The 19,423-nt window shown below is 54.0% G+C and carries 16 protein-coding genes; 6 read left to right on the top strand and 10 right to left on the bottom strand.

Annotation, left to right across the window (positions count from 1 at the left end):
• Positions 1-110: 110 nt before the first annotated feature.
• The 4 genes from J4859_RS06995 to J4859_RS06980 all read left to right on the top strand — a co-directional run bounded on the left by J4859_RS06995 (position 111) and on the right by J4859_RS06980 (position 6,794).
• Positions 111-3,062, top strand: coding sequence for an insulinase family protein (locus J4859_RS06995; protein ID WP_212334604.1), 2,952 nt, complete (start codon positions 111-113; stop codon positions 3,060-3,062).
• A gap of 2 nt (positions 3,063-3,064) precedes the next feature.
• Positions 3,065-4,396 (top strand): 2-hydroxyacyl-CoA dehydratase subunit D, encoded by a 1,332-nt coding sequence (locus J4859_RS06990; protein ID WP_212334602.1) that lies wholly within the window; start codon positions 3,065-3,067, stop codon positions 4,394-4,396.
• Complete coding sequence (locus J4859_RS06985; protein ID WP_212334600.1) at positions 4,383-6,143, top strand: acyl-CoA dehydratase activase; 1,761 nt, start codon at positions 4,383-4,385, stop codon at positions 6,141-6,143. Before J4859_RS06990 ends, J4859_RS06985 begins: the two co-directional genes overlap by 14 nt.
• Before the next feature lie 393 nt (positions 6,144-6,536).
• Positions 6,537-6,794, top strand: a complete 258-nt coding sequence (locus J4859_RS06980; protein ID WP_212334598.1) for a hypothetical protein — start codon at positions 6,537-6,539, stop codon at positions 6,792-6,794.
• A gap of 197 nt (positions 6,795-6,991) precedes the next feature.
• Here the strand turns inward: J4859_RS06980 and J4859_RS06975 are convergent, their stop codons facing one another.
• The 10 genes from J4859_RS06975 to J4859_RS06930 form a co-directional block, all read right to left on the bottom strand.
• Positions 6,992-7,669: a hypothetical protein gene (locus J4859_RS06975; RefSeq protein ID WP_212334597.1), complete on the bottom strand. Its 678-nt coding sequence runs from the start codon at positions 7,667-7,669 to the stop codon at positions 6,992-6,994.
• Between the two features lie 162 nt (positions 7,670-7,831).
• The gene (locus J4859_RS06970) at positions 7,832-8,041 is read right to left on the bottom strand and encodes a hypothetical protein (RefSeq protein WP_212332493.1); all 210 of its coding nucleotides are present in this window, start codon (positions 8,039-8,041) and stop codon (positions 7,832-7,834) included.
• A 205-nt stretch (positions 8,042-8,246) separates the two neighbouring features.
• On the bottom strand, positions 8,247-9,005 hold the full coding sequence (locus tag J4859_RS06965) for a DUF5710 domain-containing protein (RefSeq protein ID WP_212334595.1): 759 nt from the start codon (positions 9,003-9,005) through the stop codon (positions 8,247-8,249).
• Positions 9,006-9,032: 27 nt separating this feature from the next.
• Positions 9,033-12,008 (bottom strand): ATP-binding protein, encoded by a 2,976-nt coding sequence (locus J4859_RS06960; RefSeq protein ID WP_212334593.1) that lies wholly within the window; start codon positions 12,006-12,008, stop codon positions 9,033-9,035.
• 354 nt (positions 12,009-12,362) lie between these two features.
• Positions 12,363-14,432 (bottom strand): DUF4012 domain-containing protein, encoded by a 2,070-nt coding sequence (locus J4859_RS06955; protein ID WP_212334590.1) that lies wholly within the window; start codon positions 14,430-14,432, stop codon positions 12,363-12,365.
• A gap of 365 nt (positions 14,433-14,797) precedes the next feature.
• Positions 14,798-15,739: a 3-hydroxyacyl-CoA dehydrogenase gene (locus J4859_RS06950; protein ID WP_212334589.1), complete on the bottom strand. Its 942-nt coding sequence runs from the start codon at positions 15,737-15,739 to the stop codon at positions 14,798-14,800.
• 346 nt (positions 15,740-16,085) lie between these two features.
• Positions 16,086-16,562 carry a hypothetical protein gene (locus tag J4859_RS06945; RefSeq protein ID WP_212334587.1) on the bottom strand — a complete coding sequence of 159 codons (477 nt, stop codon included), beginning with the start codon at positions 16,560-16,562 and terminating at the stop codon, positions 16,086-16,088.
• A gap of 161 nt (positions 16,563-16,723) precedes the next feature.
• On the bottom strand, positions 16,724-16,915 hold the full coding sequence (locus J4859_RS06940; RefSeq protein WP_212334585.1) for a hypothetical protein: 192 nt from the start codon (positions 16,913-16,915) through the stop codon (positions 16,724-16,726).
• Between the two features lie 8 nt (positions 16,916-16,923).
• Positions 16,924-17,310 (bottom strand): hypothetical protein, encoded by a 387-nt coding sequence (locus tag J4859_RS06935; protein ID WP_212334584.1) that lies wholly within the window; start codon positions 17,308-17,310, stop codon positions 16,924-16,926.
• Complete coding sequence (locus tag J4859_RS06930; protein WP_212334582.1) at positions 17,307-17,579, bottom strand: ATP-binding cassette domain-containing protein; 273 nt, start codon at positions 17,577-17,579, stop codon at positions 17,307-17,309. The genes J4859_RS06935 and J4859_RS06930 overlap by 4 nt, the downstream gene beginning before the upstream one ends.
• A gap of 516 nt (positions 17,580-18,095) precedes the next feature.
• On the opposite strand from J4859_RS06930, the gene J4859_RS06925 reads away from it, so the two are divergent.
• Complete coding sequence (locus tag J4859_RS06925) at positions 18,096-18,740, top strand: DUF434 domain-containing protein (RefSeq protein ID WP_212334580.1); 645 nt, start codon at positions 18,096-18,098, stop codon at positions 18,738-18,740.
• An 88-nt stretch (positions 18,741-18,828) separates the two neighbouring features.
• Positions 18,829-19,356, top strand: a complete 528-nt coding sequence (locus J4859_RS06920) for a flavin reductase family protein (protein WP_212334578.1) — start codon at positions 18,829-18,831, stop codon at positions 19,354-19,356.
• Positions 19,357-19,423: the final 67 nt, after the last annotated feature.

Here is a 19,423-nt window from a genome sequence, read left to right as displayed (position 1 = left end):
AGGTTCCATTCCCGATATGCTTCCCTTATGGATCCCCACATATTTGGGAATATAAGCAGAGGCTTAACAATTTGTCTTTGCACCCGTAGAGAAAAGAGAGTTTAGAGTTCATGTCTTCAACCAAAAGCTATCTTGAGCCCGATCCAACCTTAAGCGTCGGCAGCACCCATGCCGGCTTCACCGTGCAGAGCATAGAGCCAATCCAGGAGCTCTCCGGGACGGCATATATCTTCAAGCACGATGCAACCGGGGCTCGACTCATGTGGTTGGCCACTGCTGACACCAACAAGTCCTTCGCAATCGGTTTTAAAACCCCGCCCAAGGACTCAACCGGCGTCTTCCACATCTTGGAGCACTCTGTCCTCGATGGGTCCGACAAGTATCCGGTCAAAGAGCCCTTCGTCAATCTGCTCAAGACCTCTATGCAGACCTTCCTGAATGCCCTAACTTTCCCGGACAAGACCGTTTACCCGGTCTCCTCCACCAATGAGAAGGACCTCGAGAACCTGATGGACGTCTACCTGGACGCCGTGCTGCATCCGGCTATCTACCATCGCCCGAGGATCTTCGAGCAGGAGGGCTGGCACTATGAGATGGCGGATAAGGACGCACCACTTACCTACAACGGCGTGGTCTTCAATGAGATGAAGGGTGCGCTCTCCGACCCGGATGAGGTGCTCTATCAGAAACTGCAGTCGACGCTTTTCCCGGACAACGGCTACGCCTACGTCTCCGGCGGCGATCCGAAGGTCATCCCGACCCTCACCTACCAGCAGTTCCTGAACACCCATGCCCGTCACTATCAGCTCTCCAACTCCTACACGATCCTCTACGGCGCCATCGATATCGAGCGTGAGCTCGCCTTCATCGGCAAGCGCTTCGACGAGGCGACCGACCGCAAGGCCGGCGACCCCAACCCGCTCAAGCTGCAGAAACCCTTGGTTGTGAAGGATCCAGTTAAGGTAGAGATGGCGACCGCACAGAAGAATGCCTCCGCAGCCCTCAGCTATGTGATCGGCAGCTCCCGCGACCGTGAGAAGGTCCTCGCCGTCGACGTACTGCTCGACACCCTTGCGGGCTCCAATGAAGCACCGCTCAAGCGTGCAGTGATGGACGCGGATTTGGCTGATGACTTCCAGGCACAGCTCCTTGACGGTATCCAGCAGCCGCTCGCCTTCTTTGAGCTCAAAGGCTTGCAGGAGGGCGCCGCAGCGAAGTTCCGTCCGTTCCTGGAGGAGCAGTGCACAAAGCTCGTTGAGCAAGGTCTGGATCACGACAAACTGAAGGCCTCCCTCGCACAGGCAGAGTTCAACCTGCGCGAAGGTGATTGGAGTATCTCCGACGGCGTAGCCCTCTCCATCCAAGCACTGTCCGGCTGGCTTTACAACGAGGATGACGCAACGCTCTATCTGCACTATGCCGACGCCCTGAAGCATATGCGTGAAGGCCTCGACAACGGTTACTTTGAGGATCTGCTCCGGGAGCTGATCCTGGATTCCAAACACACCGCCGCCGTCGAGCTGATTCCGACTGAGGCCGGTACGCAGTCCGAGGAGACCAAAGTACTCGCAGAGCGTAAAGCCCAGCTGAGCGACGAGGAGATCAACAAGGTGATCCAGGAGGCGCAGGCGCTTCACCAGGAGCAAGCAACCCCCGATTCCCCGGAAGACCTCGCAAAACTGCCGCAGCTCCATGTCTCCGATATCACCGATGCTCCGGCAGAGCCGACCACCACGGATCTTTCAACCCCGATCCCCTGCTGGTTCCATGAGATGGATACCCACGGGATCGGCTACGTCTATTACTATTTCGATCTGAAGCGTATCGGCTTCGAGGAGATGCCGTACGTCTCGCTCTTGACCGATCTGTTGGGCAACCTCAGAACCCAGCACCACACCGCCTCTGAACTCGACACCCTGACCGAGACCAAGCTCGGCAGCTTCGACGTGTTCTACGACAACTACGGCCAGGACAACGATCTCACGGTCGTCAATCCGAAGCTTGTGGTCGCCGCCTCAGCTTTGAGCGACAACGTCGAGTCCTTAGCTTCAATCCCCGAGGAGATCTGGAGAGAGACCCTCTTCGACGCAAACCTCGATAGAATCTATGAGATCCTGCAGCAGCGCCGCATCTCGCTGGAGCGGGGCTTCGTGAACTCCGGACACACGGCTGCGGTGAACGCAGCCGTGGCGCAGCTCACCCCAGGCGCCCGTCTCAACGCCAAACTGAGCGGCGTAGAGTTCTACGAATTCCTGAAGAAGCTCCTCGACCGCTGGCGGTACCGCAAGCAGCCGACCACCGAAGTCCTCTACAACCTCGCATCCCGCATCTTTACGAAGGAAGGCACGATCGTGAGCTTCACCGGCTCCAAAGAGGACTGCAGCCGCTTCTGGAAGGCCGCCGGCGACCTCAACCTGAAAGAGAAAGGCACCGACTACATCTCTGCCACACGCCTTAAGATCCCTGAGGTCGCCCCCAAGGATCAGGCTTTCATTATCCCCTCCAAGGTCAACTACGTCGCCGAGGTTTCTCTTCCTGCTCCCCATGATTCAACTGTGCCGGGAACCTGGCAGGTAGCCACCCGTCCACTTACCTATAGTTACCTATGGAATGAAGTGCGTGTGAAGGGTGGAGCCTACGGCGTAGACATCAGGCACCAGGCAAACGGCATGACGGAAAATACCTCCTTCCGCGACCCTTCCATCGATGCCACGATGCGACGCTATGAACAAGAGGGGACTTGGCTTGCAAACTGGAAGGCGAGACCCAATGAGTTGGATGGCTATATTGTCTCCACCGTCGCCGGTCTCGATGCCCCGAAGAAACCGAAAGCCAAAGCCCGTCTCCAGGATGCGTTGCGTTTCCAGGGACGCCCCGCAGACTATATCCAAAAGCTGCGCCGCCAAGTGCTCAATACCACCGAGGAAGACATCCGCGCTCTGGCGCCTTTTCTGGACTACGCGAATAAGCACCATGTAACCTGCGTATTCGGCTCTGCTGAGGCTATCAAAGCCTCGAAGCATGACTTCGAGATCCACGAACTTATGGAAGAGAAGAAATAAACTTGAGTCCTGACGACATTGTTGCTTGGTACGGACGCGTGGCAGGAACCAATCTCGTCGCGCATCCGCGCTTTACCCATAACTGGTTGATGATGGGCTATGAGCTCATGGCAAAAAAGACCCAGATCAACGCCGACAAACGCTACCTCCCCTCCGGCAATGAAGGCTATGCCCTCTTTATGGACCAAATCGTAAAGGGACAGGCCCATCCTAACCGTTCGGTCATCACCTCTATCTTTACGCCCAACGAGATCTTCCACAACATGGGTGTTCTTCCGCTCACTGCTGAAGCGGTTGCCGCCTTCGTGAGCGGCGCCCAGGCGGAGCATTGGACAATCAACGCCGCAGAGGGCATGGGCATTCCGGAGACCTACTGTAGCTATCACAAGACACTGTTGGGCCTAAGCCTCTCAGGCGTAGCCGACCCGCCCCGCATGCTTGCGGCAACCTCAGTAGCCTGCGATGCAAACAATCTGACCTTCAAGACCTTGGCCGACAAGTGGCGAATCCCCTTCTACTATGTTGAGGTCCCCTTTGAAGTCTCACGGGACTCAATTGAATACGTAGCCGACGAGCTGCGCGGCATGAGGGATATGGCAGAGGATGCCTTCCACGCCAAACTGTATGAGCAAAAGCTAAAAGAGTCCTGTGCCCTCTCCAAACAGACGCAAGAGACGCTCCTCAAAGCCCTGAGGCACAGAGCAGGGCACAACCTGCACAATGAAATGACCGTAGACCAGATGGAGATGCTCAACTTTCACTTGCTGCTCGGCACCAAAGGTGCCCTCCACCTCGCTCAGACGATGGACCGTGATTTTGCCCAGGCAGAGCCGTACCATGGCCTCAATTTAGTCTGGGTCCATGTACAGCCTTTCTTCCTGTCGGTCTTAGGTGAGCAGATCAACTTCTCTCAGCGCGCACAGATCATCGCCTCAGATATGATGTATGATTGCCTGCCTCCGACGGGCGCCGAAGCGAAGCTTCCCGGAGCCCATGAGAACGGCTGGCTCTTCGATCCGGGCAAACCCTATGAGTTCATGGCGGAAAGGGTCGTGCGTAACTGCTTCAACGGCTCCTCTGAGCGCCGCGCCGACACCGTCGTGAGACTGGCCAAGGCAACCCACGCCGACGGCGTCGTAGTCTTCACCCACTGGGGCTGCCGGCAGACTGAAGGCGCCTCAGGGATCATCCAGGCACGGGCAGAGGAAGCGGGATTCCCCACCCTGATCCTGGCCGGTGACGGCTGTGACCGCGCAAACTGCATGGCGGGTCAGATGAAAACAAGATTCGATGCCTTCCTGGAGCAATTGGAGGCGAAACGTGTCAACCACTGACAATACAGTCTTCTACGCGTGCAAGTATACGCCCCTCGAGCTCTTGGCAGGCTACGGGGTAAACCCTAAGCTGTGTGAGGTCCATCCCTCAAACAACGCTGAGGCAACCAACCTGCTTGCCTCTAAGAATATCTGCGGCTTCGGTAAGGGGCTGCTGGAGCGGCTCCTCAAACCGGATGTCCATGCCGCAGTCCTCACCACCTGCTGCGATACAGTGAGAAGAGTATTCGATATCGTGCAGGACCGTGCAGACCCTGACATGTTTCTGTTCTTATTGGATATTCCGCATAAGACGGGACCAAAGGAAGTTGAGTTCTTCAAGAAGCAGCTGAAGGATCTCGCACAGGCATATGCCGCCTATTCCAGCGCCACCTTCGATATCACCCGTGCGATCGGCGCGCTTTCTCCTTCAGTTCCGACCACAGCTGACCATGTCTCCCTGATCGGAGCCCATGGTTATCCTGAACTGCTCGAGGAAGTGCAGGCGAGCCTCCCACTTCCGGTGGCCAATGAGACCTGCACCGCCCGCCACATCGATACACCGGTCCCCAATGATCTGGCACGCCTCAAGTCGCCCTACGACTGCGTAGGGTGTGATCAGGCAGATACTGGTGGGCAGGATCCGCTCGATACCTTCCTCGATTGGTATGCACCGGCACTCCTTAAACAGATGCCCTGCATGCGTATGGAGGATGTCTCAAGGCGCAAGGAACTCTTCGCAGATCCCCACCAAAAAGGCGTAGTCTATCACACGATGAAGTTCTGCGACTACTACGGCTTCGAGTATGCGCGCATCGCCGCTCACCAGAGCTTCCCGCTCGTGAAAATTGAGACAGACCCCACGACGCAGAGCACCGGACAGCTGCGCACCCGCCTCGAAGCCTTCGGAGAGACCCTAGATGTTCAAACTGTGAAGACTGAACCGAGAACAGAGCCTAAAGTTCAGACCCCGTCACAGCCAGGCTCCCCTGGAAAGCGCTACGTGATCGGCATCGACTGTGGGTCCACCTCGACCGATGCTGTGGTGATGGACTCAGACAAGCACCTCCTCTCCTCGGTGATTATCCCGACCGGCGCGAAAGCCGGAACGGCATCAGCCAAGGCTATCCAGAGTGTACTGGAGCAAGCCAAACTCACTCCTGGCCAGATCAGCTGCACCGTCGCTACCGGCTATGGCAGAGATATGGTCGAGGGCGTAGACAGCACGATCACCGAGATCACCTGCCACGCTAAAGGCGCGCACTACCTCTTCCCGAAGGCCCATACCATTATCGATATCGGAGGACAGGACTCCAAAGTCATCCATATCGGGGACAACGGTGAGGTCTTATCCTTCGTTATGAATGACAAATGCGCCGCCGGAACCGGCAGATTCCTGGAGATGATGGCGCGCACCTTGGAGATGCCCTTGTCTGACTTCTGCAAGGCTGGGCTTGAGTGGAAACACCCCGTCCGTATCAGCTCCATGTGTACGGTCTTTGCAGAGTCTGAAGTTGTCTCTCTTGTGGCCAAGGACACTCCGATCCCTGATATTATCCACGGACTCAATAATTCAGTCGCCCGGAAAACCGTGATGCTCGCCCGCCGCGTCCATGCAGAGCCACCCTATGTGATGACCGGAGGAGTGGCACACAATATCGGTGCCGTCCACGCGCTCTCCGACGCTCTGAAATCCGAGGTCACCACCCATAAGGATTCGCAGCTGTGCGGAGCGATCGGCGCCGCCCTGCTCGGACTTGAATCATAGATAATGGCTAAGGACTTGCGGCACAGTTAGGCTCCATGAACTGTAAGCTGCTTTGGCTGCACCGTGGATGTGGTTGCGATGCCTGCAAGCGGGATGCGTGTGAGGCACATCCCGTGGAGGAGATCGGCACCAAGCATCAAAAGAATCCCTGTGGCTGTATCTTTAGCTGAACGAGTCGGCATACGACTTGTATATGGGCCTTCGGAAGGTCGTGGAACGCTCCTTCGACATATGCCTTGATATTCGAGAGGATCCTGTGGGCCATGGGGAAGCGAGGCGTCATCGTCTGAGCTGTCGTACTTTTTCTGGACGAGCCCGCAGAAGCAATCCAACCCTGCCGATATCCCGCTTCCAGGCATCGGCACAGATCTTGGACATATGACAGAGGTGGTCGTGTTCGAACTGTTACCAGGAATCTACGCAGCACAGGACGCAGCAGCCCTGTCCATCGCAGCGAGCATAGGCTGCTGCTTTGTGCCGCATCCTATGAACCACATCGCGACGAACTACTCCCTCAGGGCAAGATGGGTGCCCTCCATCATCGTCTTCGCGCTCACGCTGAACTGGTGCGAGCAGCTCGTGGGGCCGCAGATAGGGCATACGAACCCTTGCGGGAACTTCTCCTCGATAAGCCTTTGCTTGCTCGTCTGAGAACCTCTCCAGAAGCTCCATCAAAGGTCCCCCTGCTCTCACATTCCTTCATGCTTAAGTCCGCCTTCATGCCCCTTGGCCATGTCTTTTCCCGATCTTTTAGATGCATCAACCCTTCATCTATAGTATGCAGCTCGAGACCGACAGGAATTGTTGGGCTTGTGCTTAAAGTCCTCAGCCATTTTACTATCTCGCTGTTAGACCATGATTGACCTGTCGCCCCTGTCCTTCCAATAGCTCCAGAAGGGCTGCTCGATGTCTATGAGCGCACGCCTGGTATAGACATACCTGCCTCCTGCAAGCTTGCCTGAGAGTATATCCTTCTTCTCCCGCTCAGAATGCCTTACCTGCTCTATCCACAAAAAGCAGGCAAGACAAGTGCCCCAGCCACTTCGCAGAAGACCCCATGGAAGAAAAGCAGGAACTCGTACAGCCTCTGATGCATCGCATTGACGAGCCCGAGCTCGCCGTGCACGGCCTTCTTCGCCACGCTCGCTGTGTGCTTGAAGACCCCAAGCGAGGAGAGCCACGCGCGCATATCCTGTATGGTCGCCGGTGGCGACCCATAAGCTGTCGACGATACCTGAAAGGGCATCTGTCAGCTTCCCGTCCTCGGGCCTGCCCCTGCCGCAGAGGATGGCATATTCGTCTCCTAGGTCATTTGCGCAGCACTCCACGCAGACCTTCTCGTTCGATATGCCACAGCAATGCACAACATGGCCGTGCGTGTGCGCCTTTCTCAGCATCTGGATGTTGGGCCTTGCCCTGTTGCCTGTAAGCGACTCGCCGATGTAGATCCCAATCTTTTGGCAGGAGACGGTGGGTCCATACCTGAAGGCGCCAAGCGCTGCCTGCATCACCTCGAAGAGCCTCATGTGCATAAAACCACAATGTCCTTAAGGCTCACATGGCAGCTTTCGGCAAGCTCCTTCAAGCGTCATGCCTGCAAGCGTGCCCTTTGCATATGCGGCCCATGTGGCGGCCGTGGGCTTTGACATAGCCAGGACAGATCTTGTCTTTACAAAGAAGGTCTTGCCTCACGAGCAACACTTCCATCTCTTAAGGCCACACGCGTCGTGGCCCTTGCAATAGAAGCTGAGCGATTTGCACCTCGGGCACCTCTTGGGTGTTCCCGCAAGTGCAGAGCCTGCCATCTTCTTGGCTATGAGCGCCTCCAGTCTCTCTAAGAGCTCGCGCTTCTCGGCGATCCCCATCTTTTTGATCTGCTGCAGTATCATTGGACCCATCCGGGTCCTTTGATCCTCGATGTCTTTGTTTGACGACATACATTGTAGGCAAAGGCCCGGACACTTTTGGGCCCTTCTCAGGTCAATCCTGGTCTAACAGCGAGAAATATATTGATATCCGTCACTCCTTAAGTTAGTTCCATAACGAATGAAAGGTGAAGTGAATGCACCTTAGATATACAGCCACTCCTCCGATCGACGCGCCTTACTTCAGCCATCTTCTAAACTCGTTCAGGTCAGAGCCTGGCCGCACATACCATGTTTTGCGTTTATAGTCCCACCTGGCGCCTAACTTCTTAGCTTCGTCTTTTTCCTCATAGGGGACATTCAGATCCACCCGCCTCTTGATTATCTGCGGCGTCGGATGTGAGTTTCGCTGCGACTGCTGATATTGAGGTCGCTGCTGTCGATTCTGTGCCAGATATGCATTCTGCCGCGACTGTCCCCGATGGTTTCCCCAGTAATTCTGCGCAGGGCGTGTATTCTGTTGCGGCTGCCGTTGATAATTCCGTACAGGTCGCAAATCCTGCTGCGGTTGACGCTGTTGGTTCTGTGTAACAGGGAGCACGTTCCTTTGTTGTTGCCGCTGTTCTTGTGGTTTATTCGGTGTCCCAGCCTCAGCGTTCTGCGGTGCATTCGGTAATGCAGACGAGAATTCCTTCTCCAGAGTATCAAGCAAAGCCTTTCCATCGACGACACCCGGCTCCCCTTCTTCGTACTGCGCTGTGAAGTCTTCTTTCTGATCCGCATTGGTATTGGATTTCTGTATCCGTTGATTGAATTGATCGATCGCTTCAAGTGTCTTCTTAATAGCGTCACTGCCTAAGCCACGGTAAAGCTTCAGGTCGCCAATCACATAGAACTGCTTTTTGGCACGGGTTGCCGCAACGTTCATGATGTTCGGATTGCTCGAACCCATGGCCCAATTAGCGGCACCCTTGCTTTTTTCATCAGCGCCAAGCACCAAGAAGACAATCGGCGCTTCCTTCCCCTAGAACGTATGGACTGTGCCAATGTTGGTCACTTTGCCATGATCTCTTCGCGTGAACTTCAGGTCAGGACTGTTGAGTTCCTTCTTCAGCCGATCTGCGACATTCTTGAAGGGTGAGATAACGTAAGCGACATCCTTCTTGTTCGGGTCGAGAATATCGTGATTCTTCTGGGCCATCTTCTTGATCAGATAGTGCAGAAGCTGCCCTTGCTCTGACACATATTTATTGTTGGCAGAGCCTCCGATATCGAACCACTTTGCTGCGCCATCCCCCTTGTTACCCTGAACCATGTTGCCATTGTAGGAAACGTCGTTGGAGATATCGAACATAGGGTACTGGCACCGCCTGTGTACCCAAAGCGGGATGCCGATCCAGTCTGTCTTTTCCTTATCCTTATAGAACCCGTATTTTCCAATTGCATCAATCAAGGTCTGCGTTGAGGAATTTTCCGAGATATAGGTCTCTGCAAGATCATCCGGATTTCTCAGGCCTTCAAAGTAGTGCCGTCCAAGCAATCCCAACACCTTTGAATCAAGCGTCAGGACCGGTTTAATCTGTGCCGGGTCACCGACCACCATTACGTTACGACTCCGCATGATCGCACCGACACTCGCCTGAGGCAGTGCCTGCCCTGCCTCATCGACAAAGAGCCTCCCAATCGTCTCCGGCGGCAGATTCTTGAACATCCTGCTGGAACTAGCAAAGGTGGTGCTGATGACCGGGATCGCCAGGTTGATCCAATGCCATGCTTTCACGATAAGGTCAGGATTTTCATTCATGAATTTCTGTTGATCACCCCAGATCCAGGTGGCTTTGGACAAACTCTTTCTGTTGTCATACAGGAACTGCTTTCGGACTCGAAGGGCCAAGATGAAGAGCTTTGACTGCTGTATCCGGTACTCCTTATCAAACCAAGGATTTGAGATCTCAAGCTTGTCGTAGTCCTCATTGAGATTGAGGCGCGGATAGGAGAATTCGGCGTTCTCCTGCTTCCGCTGGGCAAGCTGCTGTTCCTCTTGCTGCATGTTGTAGAGCTGCTCGTATTTCCAAGCCTCAAAGTCAGCCTGTTCCTGTTTCAGCTGAGTTTGTGCCTGTTGTCCGGCTGCCTGCTTCTGCGCAATGAGCCGATCTTGCTTTACCTCAGCTTCCTTGAGTTCCTGCTTTTTCCCGATCACGTCTTGCAGCGCAGTTGAATAGCCAGCCATTTTTTGGTCATACTCCCGTTTCTTAGAGAGCTGGAGCACTCCCGGTTTTTGCAGCTTTAGGGCATCAATCTGTTGGTTGAGTGTCGCTTCCCGATCGGCATTCTCCACCCGGGACTGATGGATCTGTTGCTTCTGTGCCTGGAGTAGACCGATCCTACTCTGAATCTGCCGAATGGTCCTCTCAACCTGTGCCGGCAGCTGTTTAAGATTAGCTTCCCGCTCCTGGTACTCACGGGTAAAGTCTGTCTTGTGGCTGTTTAGTTGGGATTCCAGAACGGACACCTGGTTCAGGGTATCGACCGCGCTCTGGCGTTTGTCCCGTTCTTGTTCCTGCTTCTTATACGCATCTAAGAACTCGGCATACACTCCGTCATTCGGCACGTGCTCGTCAAAGTACTTGACGATCCGGTCGATATCGGTCGTAATCTTTTCGACGTTGGCTTTTCTGCCGCCTTCAAGTGAGAATAAGCCCCAGAATTTATTCGGGTCCTCGCTGTTAGTGGGCTTCACAACGAAGCTCTTATGCTTTTTGCTTTCCTCGCCTTGTACCCACTCCTCTTTGGCATCGGAGTTGGCAATCTCAGTAAAGTAATCGGCTTTGATTAGGGCCTCTTGAAAAGAATGATCGACCTCCTTGGTGAGCGGTAATTCATTGACGATATTCTGTACCGCGCCATTGTTGGAGCTAGCTACCACAATGCCCTTGTCCGCAATGGAATCAGGAAGTTCGCCAATGCCGTCAGGGCCATTGCTCCCCGGAACATCGAAATTCTTACCCTGCAGTAATGCTATCTCATAGGACTGCTGCACGATCAGCTCAGCGAATATATCCTTCAGTAACGTTGTTTTACCGGTTCCCGGAGGCCCATTGACACTGCGGATCTGTTCGTCACCGCAATGCGTCGAAAGGTTTACCGCAACCTGCTGCATCAGGGAGAGCGCATACTCTGGATGGCTCGGGAAGCGTCCCAACTGATAGTATTTCGGCTGGAGGATATCGTAAAACGGTAAGGGGTTGAAATTCGGAGACTTTTGGTTTGCATCAAGGTCCACACGGTCATTGTGTACCTGTTGGTAGAGGTACGCATCGAGGTTTTTGGTGCTGGTCTCTTTGGCCCTCTGAAGGTCGTCCACGAAAAATGAATGCAGATTCGTGACATCCGAATCAAGGTTCTTCACGGCCCGGTAATAGCATTGGCCGCCCTGCAGGTTATAGTGTGTGATGAACTTATGCATAGCCCTGTTGAAGAATTTCCGTGGGGTTGCTTTCGAAGTATGGGTGTCCCTGTGTTCATCCTCTTCTTGTCTATCCTCTTCTTCAGCATGGAACAGCTTTTCAATCGTTTCTTTTTGCTCTTCCTCGTATTGCTGGAACTTATCCTCATCCAGAATGCTATTGACCTCTAGGAAATAGGCACTCTCGGTCAGGAAGGTATTGTCAGGCAGCAGATTCAATTCCCGATCAAAACTCAGTGACAGCGAGAACTTAGTCCCGTACGAGATATCCTCATCGGTATCCTCAAGCTGGAACTTTTCATGCAGCATTCTGATGACGCGCTCAAAGGGAAAGGTGTTGAGGAATAAAACGATACCGCCTTTCTTGCCTGATCCCTTCTTCCTCATTGCCTCACCGAAAAGGCCATAGAAGTCCTGAGCGTTGAGCGTCAGTTTGTGATTTGCGGTATCCCTCGGATTAAAATCTCCTTCGGACAGATGCTCAACCATCGTCCAGGCATCTAATACACGGTTCTTTAAGTCAGACCCTGCCATGTGTGTTCCCTTCTGTGACCGACCGTAGTTTGTTGCACTCAAAGCCCCCGATATTGGATATCGCTCAACGAAGCACGCGCGACGTTTCATGCTCATACCCCTCAAGAGGCTTCGAGCTTAACAATCAGTACTATCGTTTTACGGTAGTAAAGCTTACGGTATCTCACAGCATTCCGCACTGACTTTTCCGGGACAGGCCCCCTCGGTGAGTCCAAACTTCTATAGTGGAATACCAACACTCCCCTCAGCATGCTCCCATACAAACCCTGTGGTGCAGCCTATCGGCAAAGAAAAAGCCACCACCGCTCTTGTTACCGCACGATGGCCCTCCTGTATGTATGAGAGGCAGGACGCTCAGCTCTGTGCGACCGGCGTCATGTACAGCTGCAGCGGCGCCGTTGCCCCCCTTTGTGTCGTTATCTTATACGACACATCGATCGTCTCCCCCGGGTCGATCTCCAGGGAACCCGTGACGACGTTGTTGCCGTAGAGGCTTACATTGCTCTGATCCTTATCCGTCGTCAGGCGGGCATCCACATCGCTGATGGATCCGCCGGTCGGAGCCATGATCAGGCAACTGAGCACGATCCCATAGTTACGGCCCTCCGGATTATCGCCCACTAACTCTTCCGGCGCATTGTTCTGCATCGCGGTGGCCGTAGCGGTATTCTCCAGCGTCGCATCGACCGTATAAGTCACGCTGCTGTCGTCGTTGTACTGCACGCCGGTGATCCGCTGCTGTGCCTTCAGGTACCAATCGAGCTTGGAGTCGCAGGCATCGTTCAAGTACAGCGCTGCCACCGGCTGGGTACCGTCCTGATTGACTTCGCCCGCCGCATTGATCCTCTCGATTGCGGCTTCCTCATCTTCCTTATCCATATAGATGGTGAAGTGATTTGTCTGCGTCGCATCCCAGACGCAGCGCACGAAGTCCGTGATACTGACGCGCCCCATGTTATTCACGACAGAGCTCAAGGACAGCCCTGCGAGCTGTGCGAAGTCGCTGTTACCATGCTTGCTCTCGCTACTTTGGTTGAGGTATACGCCGTTCATCATGAGCTGCGCCGCATTCTCACCGTCGATCTGCGTGCCATTTGAGGCCCTGACACCGCCGATCAGATCGAGTAGGTCCTGCAGGAAGATCGGGTCGATCGCGATCACACCATCGACACTCTCTCCGGTGTTCTTCTCTGAGCACCACTCGAGGAGCTGGGCTGCTCTCGGAAAGCTCGGTACGACATTGACATCCTGTTGCTCGGTATCCGCGTCGGTACCCATCAGATCGACGACAATCTGCCGCTCCTCATCGGTCAGCGGGATCTGGCCTTCCCGATAGTCCTCATCCGCAATCTTGAAGGTGCTCAGGGTAAACTTTCCCTGGTTGATGCTTATCAACATCTGCGCCGCGGGAGATCCGCCCGTTGAGCGCAGCTGTGCGTTGTTTTGGGCGACGACCAGGTAGGTCCTTGTCCCCTCGCTTCCAAGCATCGCCGGCAGCTGCGGAGCAATGTTGCTCAGATTCACTGCGGCGGTATTGAGCTCATTGAGGCGCGCCTTCGAGGCCTGCAGAGGATCGTTGAGATATTCGAACTGCGCATCGCCTAAGGCGTTGATCTGTTGATCTGCATCGCCGATCGCAGGCTGCACATCGCTGAAGACCTTGCACAGCTGATTGAGGGAGTCCAGGTCAATCTTCTGGTTGGATAGGATCGACTGCACGGACACGCCGTCCATATCCTGCGCCACCGGCGTCACCACATTGACCGAGACCTGCTGCCCGATATCGACCAGATCGATCGCCTTCTGCACATCCCCTGAGATAAAGGGCACGTGCTGGGCAATTTTCCAGATCGGTTTGTCCGTCTCATCCTTCATGGATTGTAGGCACCGGGAGAAGGACTGCGCATCTGAGACGATGTTCTTGGTGTTGCCTTCCCCGAAGCTCGTTGCAATGTCTTTTGAAAGCGACACTGCGTTCAGGCTCGAGTTATAGACATTGCGCGCACTGACATAAAACACGGCTGTAAAACCGCCGAGTACGACAACGAAGACAATAAAGATAACCAGGAAGGTATTGCGGACGCGATGGTGCGGATGGTTCTGCCGCTTATGTTCCCAAGCCCGCTCTTCGTCCTTTTCGGTCTGCTCGTAGGCATCCATCGAAAGATCCGGCATCAGATCGTAGGGGTCATCCCCTTCATGCGCGGATTCGGAATCCACATAGGAGGCCATCACATCGAGGCCATCTAAATTCTCATCCTTGGTTTTGCCACTGTCGTCGAAGTCTTCCCCATCGTCTGCATACTGCTGTTGCTGCCTTTTACTATTCCGTTTCTGTCTCTGCTCTTGCCTTGAGGAGTGCCGCGCTTGTTTGTGCGCTTTGGCATCCCTGAAATGTTTACCGCTGTCTTTACGACTAGGCATATGTTTTCGCTCCATATATAAACAAAACACATGGTGTGCCATGTAGTTGAAATATTGATCAGGCACGGCCCGCTTTGAAACAACGCTTTTTCTGGACGCATGCTGATTTTATATTAGGCTACTTCGTGGAAAAAAGTTCTTTAATTTGACATAAACTCGACAGCTAACACAATTCATAAATCTACAGGTATCCTGCGTATTTATGCACTTTTTTACCGCTTTGATGCACAGGTACCTCCACAGTAACTCGACACCCCGCGCAAACTCGACATCAGGTCAAGATATGTTGTCTTTTGTGTAGCATAAGACCTCCCGACACATATGAAACAGCGTGTCAGGAGGTCTGCAGATATTAGAGCTGAATCTTACTCGCTATAGGTATAGAAGCCCTTACCGGCGCTCACGCCGGTTTCTCCCGCATCGATCTTCGCTTTGAGCTTCTTCACAATCAGTGCCTCAAGTGAAGCAGGATCCTTAGCTTTGGGGTTCATCACCATAATATTATAGGCGGTGGTGAGACCGATGATATCGAGCATACGGAAGGGACCTGCCGGTGCTCCGGTCGACATGGTCCAGGCGGCATCAATATCCTCGACGCTTCCCACGCCGCCGGCCCACAGGCTCAGCGCCGCATTGAGGAGCGGGACGAGCATAGAGTTCAGTAGATATCCCGGCTGCTCCTTCATGACTTTCAGCGGCACCATGCGGATCGACTTTGCAAAGGCAACCGTAGCCTCAAAGGCCTTATCGGAGGTCTTCGCCTGACGCATCACCTCGGCGGTCGGATTTTTCCAGATCTCGTTGGCAAAGTGGAGGGCCAGATACTGCTTTGGCTGCGGCAGCAGGTCCGCGAACTGACCCGGCAACAGCGTGCTCGAGTTTGTTACAACGATCACTTTCTGGGACAGGTACGGTACCACCGTTGTATAGAAAGCAGTTTTCTGCTCCGCATTCTCTGCGATGGCCTCAATCACAAAGTCGGCATCCCCAAAGGCTTCCTCATAGGAGGTCGTAAGGTTGATTAAAGAATAAGCGTGGCGGACCTGCTGCTTGAGTTCGTCCAGGTGGCCAGCCTCTACCTCGTCCTTTGCGCACAGGCCGTAGGCATAGGCTTCCGGATCCTTCTTCATCGCTTCCAGCGTCTGCAGATAGATTTCACAGAGTCGGTCCAGCTTCGGCTGGCACCGCCCGATGGAAGCTTCGGAACGTAACCAGATCGTGGCATCGTAGCCGCAGTAGGCGCTCTGAAACGCAATCTGGCTCCCCAACACACCGCCGCCGGCAACCGTGACCTTCTTGATATCCATATGAAAACCCTCTCCTCGGTATCTGCGTAGCTTCAACGATACACTGCGATGGCATCACCTCAAAGCAGGATCTTAAATCAGGCAATTGTACTAGGGGCCCGACAACTAAGCAAAAAGCACCTTAAGGAGCACCTCTCCCTAAGACGCTTTGATACCTATACGGTATTGAGCCTACTTCTCAGCGCCAGTCGCCATCCGGATGAAGCGCTTCATACCGAAACCGTCCACGATGAGGATCGCAGCGATGAGCCCGGTCAGGCTCCAGCCCAGAGCCATATGGGGATTCAGGAGAACATGATCGCACGCAGGGTCCCATTGGCATAGACCAGCGGGTTGACCGAGACGATCACCTGCAGCACAGGGATCGCGGAAAGGCTCTCCCAGGTGAAGAAGATAACGCCCAGGAAGCCCGGGAACATTGCGCGATCTGGGAGTACTCGACGATGGTACCGGCCAGAAAGCCAAGCGAAGCCGAGACAAGCGAGATGAGGATCAGGATGAAGAGCGGAATGTCCCGCAGGATGATCGACGCATTCAGTTTGCCACCCATGAAGATGAGCGAGATCAACAGAACGATCAAACTGCTGACAAACATCTTGGAGAAGGCCACCATGCGGGTCGAAATCAGGGCGAGCAGCCTACCCTCAACCTCATGCAGATTGTGGAAGTCCATCATCATCGGCACCGCTGTCCCGTGGATGCCCGTGATCACCATAGACATACCAACCATGCCTGCAAACATCTGAGATGGGAAAGACTCCGGTACCATGTTCAGTGTCGGCAGAATATAGCCATAGGTCAGAATCAATACAGACGGAAGCATCGCGACACGGAAGACGAACTCCCAGATGTTACCCCCCCCTGGATCAACAGATCACGCTGTACCATAGCCCAGAGCGCGGAGCGGGTAATCTAACTCTCCTGCTTCTTGTAGTTCTGCTGTTCCACTACCTCAGTTGTCATTGTTATTCATTCCCTCCCCAGTCAAGCACACGAATACATCGTCGAGTGTGTGGTCTGTTCGAGGCTGATATCGAAGATCGTCTCGCGAAGTCGCTCAGCCCAACGGAAGATCTCATCGAAGTTCGACTGGTGCTGGTTGATGTAGAGCGAGAGCGCCCCTGCCTGCAGCTTCGCTTGTGAGACGTCCGAGAGCTTCTCCGCGGAGAATACCACATCCTTGTCTATCCGGACATCCGGATATTCACGACCGTGTCCGTCGGCACCAGGGCCTTCAGCGCAGGTACAGTCCCCTGCGCCACGATCTGACCGTGGTTGACGATCGTGATGTGCTTGCAGAACCGCTCCGGCTCGTCTATGTAGTGCGTCGTGAGGAAGATCGTGGTCCCGGCCTCGTGGTTGAGTATCTCCTTCCAAAGGATCTCACAGTAGGTCGGATCAAAGCCGGTGGTCGGCTCATTCAAAACAGGATCTTCGGTGTGTGCATCATTGCGCGCGATCTTCAGGCGCTGAGCCATACCGCCGGAATAGGTAGAGACATAGTCATTCTGACAGTCTACGAGACCGAAGCTCTCCAGGTACTGGTCTGCCTTCTCACTGATTTCCTTCATGTCCATCCCGAAGTAACGAGCGTGAGACGAAAGGTTCTCATGGGCAGCCAACCTACATTGTGCTGTGCAACCACACCGATCTCTGCATATGCCCTGACCGAATCGCCAATCACTGAGTGGCCATCCGGGTAGATCTCACCACCGGTTGCTTCCAGCTGTGTGGTCAGCATTGAAATGGCCATCGATTTGTCTGCACCGTTGGGGCCAAAAACCATACACCTCACCACGGGGAGCATCGAAGCTGATTCCTTCGACCACTTCGAAACCACCGAACCTCGTGCGGTAGGTCTTCTTCAGGTTGCGCACCTCCAAGATATTGTCAGCTGTGCTTATCCTCCCTTAGCATAGGATTATTTGTATTTGATACCCAGATGGGGTATCCCTTTACCGGCATCAATATACCCCCCATAGGTATATGTGCTTGAAGATAATCCGATCAGCGCAGTTCCTCCACACATGCGGGAATGTGACCAGAATCAGGGGTCTCCCAACCCACAGCGCAGGATTCCCACTGCAACAAACTCACACTCAGTGCGCAGTAAGACTGGGAGAAAATACCCGATTGTATTGTTACCTGGCATTATTCCTGGCATACGGAGGGGAGCGGCTATATCACCCTCTCAGGAGTAGTTCTGTGCCCCATCCCGCTCTCTCATATGAATGTGTGGTATATAGAGGCTAAACAGTGGGAGTCAGGAATGGATATGGATGACGGTGAATTGCGGCATACATGTCGCGGATTTCAAAACAGCGACCAACACGATTTCAGCAAGTCCCGATTTCAGATGCTTCTGAAGGCGGGTACAGAGCTCAGCTTTCTGCTCGATCATGGTTATCCTCGTGACTCTTCCATCACCTTCGTGTCGAACCACTACCAGTTCACCGAACGGCAGCGGTTGCTCCTGGCCCGAGGGATCTCGGGGCATAGTAAGGCTGCCGCACGGCGTTTCAAAAAGATTGAGTTCTCAAAGCTCGCCGGACAAACGCTCTTAATTGACGGATTCAACGAGATTATCCCACTAGAGGTAGCCCTGAACCGTGCCCTTATCATCTTCGCGCAAGACGGAGCCATCCGGGATCTCGCGGGCCTTTCAGGCACCTACCATCCGATCGAGGAGACGCCACGCGCGATCGAGCTGTTGCTCAGAATCGGAAACCAAGGACACGTGAAGGGCATGCACTTCTATCTCGATGCACCAGTGTCGAATTCGGGACGACTCGCCCATCTGATCACCGAGATAGGTGATCGATATTCTTTTACGGTCAACGCTGAATTGGTGCCGAGTGCCGATAGGGCTCTGAAGGGGCTATCCTATGTCGCCTCCAACGACAGCGCCGTGATCGACCATGCCGTCAGTTGGATTTCGCTCGACGCGTATGCAGTTCAGTATGCCAAACCGCTGTGGTCCCTCGATGTGCGCAACTGTTGAGACCCTCACGCTTATTGTTAAAGCAGACAAACGTCGGGTATAGACTTAACTGTTTATCATAACTCAACGATAAAGGATGCGAGCACTGATGCCACTTAAGGAAATCTCAATCAAAGACGCCACAATGAACCCTTTCACCACAGTCTACAGTGATTGGCTCATTGTCTCTGCTGGCACCCCAAAGAAAGTCAATATGATGGTCGCCGCCTGGGGAGCTTTTGGCAATATCTGGACAAAGCCTTCCGTTACGATTTATGTGCGTGAGTCCCGCTACACCAAAGAGTTCCTGGACAACAATGACACCTTCGGTATCAGTGTACTCCCGGCTTCCTACCGCAAAGAGATGAATCTGATCGGCACCAAGTCAGGCCGTAATATCGACAAGTTCAAGGCAACCGGCCTCACCCCGCTCTTCGTGGACGGAACTCCAGTGCTCAAGGAAGCCAAGCTTGCCTTCACCGCCGACAAAGCCTTGGTCCAGTTCCTATCCCCGCAATCTTTCACTGATCCTGAGGCAAAAAAGAAGTGGTACAGCAAGGGTGAGCTTAACATGAACTACCACACCGTGTATATCGGTGAAATCACCCACACCCTCAAGGATCCGGATGCCCAGTGAGTTATTCATACTCAGTGCAATGCCCAAGGTTCTAGCCGATAGATAGTCAAAGCGGCGCCCTCGGTCT

Source organism: Atopobium sp. oral taxon 416 (assembly GCF_018128285.1).
In the GTDB taxonomy this organism is placed as follows: Bacteria; Actinomycetota; Coriobacteriia; order Coriobacteriales; family Atopobiaceae; genus Olsenella_L.
Note: the sequence above shows the minus strand (reverse complement) of the source record. Positions and strands in the feature narration are given on the sequence as shown.

Bases quoted from the DNA above. Each gene is read 5' to 3' on its own strand.
- J4859_RS06995 (WP_212334604.1), top strand. From the start codon at position 111: ATGTCTTCAACCAAAAGCTATCTTGAGCCCGATCCAACCTTAAGCGTC.
- J4859_RS06975 (WP_212334597.1), bottom strand. From the start codon at position 7,669: ATGAGGCTCTTCGAGGTGATGCAGGCAGCGCTTGGCGCCTTCAGGTAT.
- J4859_RS06970 (WP_212332493.1), bottom strand. From the start codon at position 8,041: ATGGGTCCAATGATACTGCAGCAGATCAAAAAGATGGGGATCGCCGAG.
- J4859_RS06960 (WP_212334593.1), bottom strand. From the start codon at position 12,008: ATGGCAGGGTCTGACTTAAAGAACCGTGTATTAGATGCCTGGACGATG.
- J4859_RS06955 (WP_212334590.1), bottom strand. From the start codon at position 14,432: ATGCCTAGTCGTAAAGACAGCGGTAAACATTTCAGGGATGCCAAAGCG.
- J4859_RS06950 (WP_212334589.1), bottom strand. From the start codon at position 15,739: ATGGATATCAAGAAGGTCACGGTTGCCGGCGGCGGTGTGTTGGGGAGC.
- J4859_RS06945 (WP_212334587.1), bottom strand. From the start codon at position 16,562: ATGCTTCCGTCTGTATTGATTCTGACCTATGGCTATATTCTGCCGACA.
- J4859_RS06935 (WP_212334584.1), bottom strand. From the start codon at position 17,310: ATGAAGGAAATCAGTGAGAAGGCAGACCAGTACCTGGAGAGCTTCGGT.
- J4859_RS06925 (WP_212334580.1), top strand. From the start codon at position 18,096: ATGCTTCTGAAGGCGGGTACAGAGCTCAGCTTTCTGCTCGATCATGGT.
- J4859_RS06920 (WP_212334578.1), top strand. From the start codon at position 18,829: ATGCCACTTAAGGAAATCTCAATCAAAGACGCCACAATGAACCCTTTC.